The organism is Novosphingobium sp. 11B, from assembly GCF_054589055.1.
This window is the reverse complement of sequence record NZ_BAAILP010000011.1, coordinates 1-7,248: the sequence shown is the minus strand read 5'-3', so window position 1 is coordinate 7,248 and position 7,248 is coordinate 1. Positions and strand designations below refer to the sequence as shown.

Here is a 7,248-nt window from a genome sequence, read left to right as displayed (position 1 = left end):
ACTTGATCCGGGACCGCTGGCCGTGAACAGCCCACCTCGCGTCAGGACGTCTCACGGCCAGCATTCGCCTCAAGAATTGCCAGCGGTCCCGGATCAAGTCCGGGAGGACGCGTCTTCACTGCAGCGCCAGCACCCGCCGATAGCCCTTGAGCGCGCGGCCCACGAAGAACGCCGAAACCCCCGCCGCCGCCGCGCACGTCACCGAGAGCGAAAGCCCGACGCTGCGCTCGTCGGCGAAAACATGGTCGGTCAGCAGCGCCACGATCGTCGGCGCGGCGCCGAGCCCCATGACACTCGCCACGAAGACGTAGACCGACGAGGAAATCCCCCGCATCCGGTTCGGCGTCGCCATCTGCAGGCCCGAAGACGCCAGCGCCTGCGGGAGCGAATAGGTGAAGCTCGCAAGCGTCGCCACCACCATCGCGAATTCGTAACTGGGCGCGAATGCCAGCGCCAGCGAGATCGGGATCAGCGCCAGCGCGGCGAAGAACGGCACCCGCATCAGCGCGTCGATCCGCCCGCGCCGCTGCAACCAGCCCGCGATTACCGGCCCCGCCAGCACGCCGATCGAGCCGGTGACGAGCACCGCCACGCCGTACTGCACGCCCACCGTGGCCGCGCTCGCCCCGAAACGGCGCATCAGCATCGCCGGCATCCACGCCGGGAAGGCGTAGAGCACGATCACCAGCGAGGCCATGCCCGCATAGAAGTTGCCGTAGAAATCGCGGCGCTCCGCGAACGTGCGCCAGACTTGCGCGAACGGCATGCGCTGGCCGCTGTCCTGCGCCGCCAGCTTGCGGGCAGGCTCGCGGATGCGCAGCATGAGCAACAGGATCGCGAAGCCCGGCAGTCCGGCGACGAGGAACACCACCTGCCACGGCTGCAGCGCGCCCAGATAGGGCACCGCGCCGAGGTCCCAGCCCTGCGCCGCCTCCAGCAGAAGCCCGCCGAATATCAGGGCGAGGCCGCCGCCGATATACGGCCCCATCAGGAAGATGCTGAAGGCACGCGGGATCATGCGCGTCGGGAAGCTGTCGGCGATGATCGACCATGCGGCGGGCGTCAGGCTGGCCTCCGCACCGCCCACGGCGGCGCGAGCGAAGAACAGCTGCCAGTATCCGCGCGCGAGGCCGCACAGGCCGGTGCCCAGGCTCCACAGGCCGATGCCGCCGATGAGGAGGCGGCGCCTGCTGCCGGTATCCGCCAGTCTCCCGAACAGCGGGCTGAACAGGATATACGCGGTCGTGAACGCCAGCCCCTGCAACAGGCTGAGCCGCGTGTCGGACAGCCCGAAGTCCGCCTTCAAGGGCGCCACCAGCAGGTTGAGCACCTGTCGATCGATAAAGCTGACGGTATAGGCCAGCGTGAGCACGAAGATCAGATACCACGCCGCGGCGCCGGGCGCCGGTTCGGTATCGACCGGGAGCGGTGCTGCCTGCTCCCCGGGTTCGGCCATGGCGATCGCTGCGCCGCTCATGCCCCCGCTCATGACCCTATCCATTCTTCGATCATCGGCCGGATCGGCTCGCCCACGAGTTCCAGCACCGGGCCGTCGCCGCGCGCCATATAGGCCATCTGGCCGTAGCGATGCTTGGGGGACGCGCCTGCCGCGATGAGGCGCCAGCCCTCCGCCAGCAGCGCTTCCACCTCCGCGCCGACATCGTCCACCCAGGCCCCGACATGCGCGGGCGAAACCGCGCGCAAGGCCTCGTAGGCGCCACCGGACACCATCTGGATCAGTTCGATATGGATCGGCCCCTGCCGCGAATAAGTGACGGTAAGATGCGCCTCGGACCAGCCCGCATCAGGCAACCAGACCCGCAAAGGATCGAACTTGCGGACAGGACACCAATTTACTCCAAGCCCACGCCCCAATTCGTCCATGGATCTATAGATATCTTCTACTATCAATCCATGATGATGCAGTTTTTCGAAAGATTTCAATTTATCCTCATCCCATATTATCGATCAGCTTATATGCTGCCGTGATTCGAAAAGCGGATAACACCACCTGAAATTGGCGTATGACTTTGGGAGAATAACGCAATGACCGGACTGATCGTGGAACACCGCGGCGCCGTATGCCTGCTGACGATCGACCGCGAGGACGCGCGAAACGCGCTCGACGCGGCAACCTCGCGGGCGATGGACGAGGCGATCTCGGCGGCCGAGGCGGACCCGGCAGTCGGCGCGATCATCGTCACCGGCACCGGCAACCGCGCCTTCTGCGCTGGCATGGACCTCAAGGAAGCTGAGCGCATCGGCGCCGGTCACGGGTTGATCCCCGGCCGCGGCTTCGGCGGCATCACCGAGCGCCGCCGCACCAAGCCGCTGATCGCCGCGATCAACGGCACCGCTGTCGCGGGCGGGTTCGAGATCATGATGGCCTGCGACATGGTCTTCGCCGCCGACCACGCGCTGATGGGCGTGAGCGAAGTGAAACGCGGCCTCTTCGCCTTCGCGGGCGGCATCCAGCGCCTTGCCGCGCAAGTCCCCCGCGCCACGGCGCTGGCGATGATCATGACCGGCGAATTGCTCCCCGCCCGCCGCCTCTACGACCTTGGCGTCGTCACCGAAGTCGTGCCCGGTGACCGCCTGCTGGACCGCGCGCTTGAGGTTACGCAGGCGATGCTGGCGAACAGCTGGCAGGCGATCGGCAACGGGCGCGAACTCTACGAGCTTTCCACCGGCATGGACACCGCACAGGCGCTCGCGGTGGGCAATGCCTGGGGCAAGGCCACGCTCGCCAGCGCCGACAGCCGCGAAGGCATCGCCGCCTATGCACAGAAGCGCGATGCGCAGTTCGGCCAGCGCTGACGCGTCCGCTCGTCGAGATGATGAAAATACAATCACTGTTGACTGTTTTATCGTGCAGGAGGTAGGATCGCAAGCATCACATCGGCAGAATCAAACATTCATGTCTGTTTTTTGATTCTGCTGCGGCCCACTCCGCCCAACCGGAGTGCAAGGCAAGGGAGAGAAGGCCGATGCTCGATCTGGTCGCAGATCAAAGCCCCGAGAACGATTTCGCGCGGATGGACTACGAGCGGGATCGCAAGGGGCCGCCCGAAGGCTTTCCCAAGCTGCCCGATATTCCCGGCAGCCGCTATACCGACCCCGAATTCCTGCAACTCGAAAAGGAGATGATGTGGGACAAGGCGTGGCTCTATGCGGGCCACACCGATCAGGTCCCCAATCCGGGCTCCTGGTTCCTGACCCGCAATTCGGGCGTGCCGATCATCGTCGCGCGCAACCTGCAGGGCGAGGTCAAGGCGTTCTACAACACCTGCCAGCATCGCGGCGCCCCCCTCGTCACCGAAGAATCGGGCGAAGGGCGCGGCTTCGTCTGCGGCTATCACGGCTGGAGCTATACCCTCGACGGCAAGCTGACGGCGGTGCGCGACAAGCGCGACTTCGTCGATTTCGACATGTCGTGCCGCTCGCTGGTACAGGTGCGCTGCGAACTGCTGGGCTCGCTGATCTTCATCAACCGCGATCCCGATGCGCAGCCGCTGATGGAACACATCGGCCCGATGGCGGAGCAGCTGGAGCAGTTCGAGCTTGAGAAGCTGCGCCTCGTCGACAGCCGCAGCTACGAGGTGGACTGCAACGTCAAGGTCCTGCTCGACGCCTTCCTCGAGGTCTACCACATCAAGTCGATCCACGTGAACACGGTGGACCGCTTCCTCGATCACCGCGCGATGATCATCACGCTCTGGCCGAACGGCCACAGCCGCATGGCGACGCCGAACCGGCGCCCCGACTGGGTCGATCCCGGCACCGTGGGCATGCCGGAAATCGCATCGATCACCGAGTTCCCGGCCAAGAACAACGTCAGCTACCAGATCTACCCCAACTTCATCATGCCCCCTGCCCCCACCGGCATCCCGATTCTGCAGTTCTGGCCGATCGGCACGAAGCGCACGCGCGTGGTGTCCAGCTGGCTGGCACCGGACCACGATCCCGAGAACCCGCACCCGCTCTGGCCCACGCGTCTGAGCAACTGGGAGCGTATTCTCTACGAGGACCTGCAATACGCGCCGCAAATCCAGGAATCGCTGGAAAGCCCGGGCTTCAGGGCGATGCCGCTCAACTATCAGGAGCGCCGCATCTACCACTGGCACGAGGAACTCGACCGCCGCATCGGCCTCAACCGGGTGCCGGAGCACACGCGCGTCGAGCAGGTGCTGGGCGACTGGGTACAGCGGGACTGACTTTGCCCCGCTCCCACGCGGGACGAGAAAACAGGATAACGGGAGAACACGCATGGCCGATCTGGCAGGAAAGGTCGCCGTCGTCGTCGGCGCGGCCAACCGGGACAACATGGCGCAAGTGATCGCGCGCCGCCTTGCCGCCGATGGCGCGACGGTGATCGTCGCCGGGCGCAAGGCGGAGGAACTGGAACGCCTCGCCGCCGAGATCGGCGGGCTGGCGGTGACCGGCTGCGATCTCACCAGCGAGGAAGATCTCGCCCGCCTCGGCGACGCCGCGAAGGCGACCTATGGCGGCATCGACATCGCCGTGAACGCCACCGGCTGGGGTCTGCTCAAACCCTTCCTCGACACCACCAAGGCCGAGATCGAGAAGATGACCGCGCTGCAGTTCACCGGCGCGATCCTGTTCTATCAGGCGATGCTGCGGGTGATGCGCGACGGGGGCTCGCTGATCCAGATCAGTTCCGCCACCGCCTCGATCATGCTGGAGGACCATGCCGCCTACATGGGCACCAAGGCGGGCGCCGACCACGTGATCCGCTGCGTGGCCAACGAATTCGGCCATCGCGGCATCCGCGCCAACTCGGTCGCGCCCGGCTTCACGGCCACGCCGATGACCGAGAAAGCGGCGAAGAATACGGCGATCACCGATACCTTCGCCAGGGAATATCCCCTGGGCCGCGTCGGCACCAGCGAGGACATCGCCGAAGCCGTCTCGTGGCTGGCGGGCGACGCCTGCTTCATGAGCGGGCAGGTGCTGCAGGTGAACGGCGGCCTGACCCTGCGCCGCAATCCCACCAACGCCGAGATCGTCTCGGCCGTGAAAGCCGCCAGATCCGCAGTGGGTCAGTCCGCCGTGGATCAGGCGGCATGATCCGGGGCGTCCACCACCTCGCCATCTCGACGCCGGACCTCGAACGGTTCGTCGATCACTACCAGCGCTGGTTCGGCTTCGAGCGCGCCGGCAAGGAGGGCGGCTGGCAGCCCGGCAACGCCCGGATCGACACGATGGTCGGCCTCACGGACAGCAGCGCACGCTATGAGATGATCCGGCTGGGCAACCTGCATATCGAAGTCTTCGAATATGCCAGCAACGATCCGCAGGTGGTCCATCCGCGCATGTGCGACCGGGGCATCACCCATATCTGCCTCTATTGCGACGACGTCTTCGCCGAATACGAGCGGCTCACCGCGCTGGGCATGGAGTTCAACTGCGAGCCCGGCGGCTCGGCGGCGACCCGTGCCACTTACGGCAAGGACTGCGACGGCAACGTGGTGGAACTGCTGCAGATCGTCGATCCGGACTGCGGGTTCGGGTTCGAAAAGCTGGCGGTAACTGAGGCTGCGGCGTGATCGCCACGTCGTCCCGGACTTGATCCGGGACCGCTGGCGGTCTTTAGATCAGTGCTGGCAGAGGGGGCTTCGACAAGCTCAGCTGAGACCCTTCGACAAGCTCAGGGTGAGCGGAGGTCGTGTAATAACCTATAATTCCGCTCAGGCTGAGCCTGTCGAAGCCCCCGCGTCACACGCCCACGGTCCCCGAACAAGTCCGGGATGACGAAATTGGATGCACTGCTTGCCCGATACCAATCCCTACATCGACGACCCGGAACGCGAACGCCGCCTCGCCTATGCCTTCGAGGAAATCGCCCCCGACCACTACCGCGTCGCGCCGGTCCCGAGCGATCTCCTGCGCCTCTACGGCGGCATGGCGCTGTCGCAATGCCTTGCCGCCGCGCGACTGACGGTGCCGCAGGACAAGGTCGCGCACAGCCTCCACGCCTATTTTCTCCAGCCCGGCCTGATCGACCGTCCGGTGGAATTCGCCGTCACGCGCGAGAGCGACGGACGCACGTTCGCCAACCGCACCGTAAGGATGACGCAGGACGGAGCGCCGATCCTAAACCTGATGGCCTCCTTCAAGGCGCCCGAGCCTTCCGGCCGCCACGGCTTCCCGATGCCCAACGTGCCGGAACCCGAAGGCCTGACCAGCCTCGCTGAACTGGTGGCGCAATACGGCGATCGCCTGCCCGAACGCCACCGTCCCTTCTGGCGTCGCCGCCAGCAGATCGACTGGCGCCCGATCGGCATGTTCCCGTTCGACGAGCGTGACGTTCGCCCGGCGACGCGCAACTTCTGGTTCCGCCTGAACGACACGATCGACGGCCCGCTCGACGTCCACCAGCGCCTGCTCGCCTATGCCTCGGACCTGCACATCTTCCACACGGCGCTGGGGCCGCTGGGCATCGGCTGGGCCAACGACTTCCTGCAGAGCAGCAGCCTCGACCACGCGATCTGGTTCCATGACGATTTTCGCGTGGACGAATGGATGCTCTACGCGATGGACAGCCCCGCCGCGACCGACGCGCTGGCGCTCGGCCGGGGCAACATCTTCCGCCGCGACGGCACCCTCGTCGCCACCGTCAGCCAGCAGGGCCTCGCGCGGATGCTGGACCAGAAACGCGAAGGAAAGCTGTGACCGAGCCGTTCACGCCCGCAAAACCGCACCGCACCTTCGAGGATCTGGAACTCGGCGAGTTCCGCCGCTCCTCCTCGCGCACGGTGACGCAGGAAGAAATGCTGGAGTTCGCACGCAAGTACGATCCGCAATGGTTCCACACCGACCCGGAAAGCGCCGCGCAGTCGGTCTTCGGCGAAGTGGTGGCGAGCGGCATCCACGTCCTCGCGCTGTGGCGGCAGATGGACCACGAGATAAACTGGGACATCGACTGGGTCTGCGGCGTGGGCTGGGACGAACTGCGCCTGAAGCGCGCGATCCGGGCCGGGGACACGATCCACGTCACCAGCGAGATCGTCAGCCTCGAACCCTCGAAGACCCGCACCGATCGCGGCACGGCGATGACGCGCTATGCCGTTGTGCTGGAAGACGGGACCGAGGCGGTGACGTTCACGAGCATCAACCTGGTCTACACGCGCGGCGCGCGGGAGCGGATGGCCGGCACCGCGCGCTAGAAGCGCGGGTGCCGGGCCACCCCCTCATGGCTCTGGCGAACCGTCATCCCAGCGAAGGCTG

Annotated in this window: 8 protein-coding genes; 6 read left to right on the top strand and 2 right to left on the bottom strand. The window is 65.9% G+C overall.

The features are described from left to right. Positions 1 to 115: 115 nt before the first annotated feature. Together ACYPYD_RS00905 and ACYPYD_RS00900 are read right to left on the bottom strand one after the other, a co-directional pair. Entirely contained in the window at positions 116 to 1,489 is a 1,374-nt protein-coding gene (locus tag ACYPYD_RS00905; protein WP_459661737.1) for a spinster family MFS transporter, read from the bottom strand. Continuing rightward, a complete protein-coding gene (locus ACYPYD_RS00900) occupies positions 1,486 to 1,911 on the bottom strand; it encodes a VOC family protein (protein WP_459661736.1) in 426 nt (141 codons plus the stop codon). The genes ACYPYD_RS00905 and ACYPYD_RS00900 overlap by 4 nt, the downstream gene beginning before the upstream one ends. Positions 1,912 to 2,046: 135 nt before the next feature. On the opposite strand from ACYPYD_RS00900, the gene ACYPYD_RS00895 reads away from it, so the two are divergent. The 6 genes from ACYPYD_RS00895 (at position 2,047) to ACYPYD_RS00870 (ending at position 7,187) form a co-directional block, all read left to right on the top strand. After that, positions 2,047 to 2,817 carry an enoyl-CoA hydratase/isomerase family protein gene (locus ACYPYD_RS00895; protein ID WP_211151710.1) on the top strand — a complete coding sequence of 257 codons (771 nt, stop codon included), beginning with the start codon at positions 2,047 to 2,049 and terminating at the stop codon, positions 2,815 to 2,817. Positions 2,818 to 2,987: 170 nt separating this feature from the next. Continuing rightward, positions 2,988 to 4,214 carry an aromatic ring-hydroxylating oxygenase subunit alpha gene (locus ACYPYD_RS00890; protein WP_036526571.1) on the top strand — a complete coding sequence of 409 codons (1,227 nt, stop codon included), beginning with the start codon at positions 2,988 to 2,990 and terminating at the stop codon, positions 4,212 to 4,214. A gap of 52 nt (positions 4,215 to 4,266) precedes the next feature. Beyond that, positions 4,267 to 5,088 carry an SDR family oxidoreductase gene (locus ACYPYD_RS00885; RefSeq protein WP_211151711.1) on the top strand — a complete coding sequence of 274 codons (822 nt, stop codon included), beginning with the start codon at positions 4,267 to 4,269 and terminating at the stop codon, positions 5,086 to 5,088. Next, positions 5,085 to 5,567 (top strand): VOC family protein, encoded by a 483-nt coding sequence (locus ACYPYD_RS00880; protein ID WP_211151712.1) that lies wholly within the window; start codon positions 5,085 to 5,087, stop codon positions 5,565 to 5,567. The genes ACYPYD_RS00885 and ACYPYD_RS00880 overlap by 4 nt, the downstream gene beginning before the upstream one ends. A 214-nt stretch (positions 5,568 to 5,781) precedes the next feature. Next, on the top strand, positions 5,782 to 6,693 hold the full coding sequence (locus ACYPYD_RS00875; RefSeq protein WP_459661735.1) for an acyl-CoA thioesterase: 912 nt from the start codon (positions 5,782 to 5,784) through the stop codon (positions 6,691 to 6,693). Further along, positions 6,690 to 7,187 carry a MaoC/PaaZ C-terminal domain-containing protein gene (locus tag ACYPYD_RS00870; protein ID WP_459661734.1) on the top strand — a complete coding sequence of 166 codons (498 nt, stop codon included), beginning with the start codon at positions 6,690 to 6,692 and terminating at the stop codon, positions 7,185 to 7,187. Before ACYPYD_RS00875 ends, ACYPYD_RS00870 begins: the two co-directional genes overlap by 4 nt. The last annotated feature ends 61 nt before the right edge of the window (positions 7,188 to 7,248 follow it).

What these genes read in the sequence shown, in the direction of transcription:
- ACYPYD_RS00880 (WP_211151712.1), top strand. Translation starts at nt 5,085, where the DNA reads ATGATCCGGGGCGTCCACCACCTCGCCATCTCGACGCCGGACCTCGAA.
- ACYPYD_RS00885 (WP_211151711.1), top strand. Translation starts at nt 4,267, where the DNA reads ATGGCCGATCTGGCAGGAAAGGTCGCCGTCGTCGTCGGCGCGGCCAAC.
- ACYPYD_RS00890 (WP_036526571.1), top strand. Translation starts at nt 2,988, where the DNA reads ATGCTCGATCTGGTCGCAGATCAAAGCCCCGAGAACGATTTCGCGCGG.
- ACYPYD_RS00895 (WP_211151710.1), top strand. Translation starts at nt 2,047, where the DNA reads ATGACCGGACTGATCGTGGAACACCGCGGCGCCGTATGCCTGCTGACG.
- ACYPYD_RS00875 (WP_459661735.1), top strand. Translation starts at nt 5,782, where the DNA reads ATGCACTGCTTGCCCGATACCAATCCCTACATCGACGACCCGGAACGC.
- ACYPYD_RS00905 (WP_459661737.1), bottom strand. Translation starts at nt 1,489, where the DNA reads ATGAGCGGGGGCATGAGCGGCGCAGCGATCGCCATGGCCGAACCCGGG.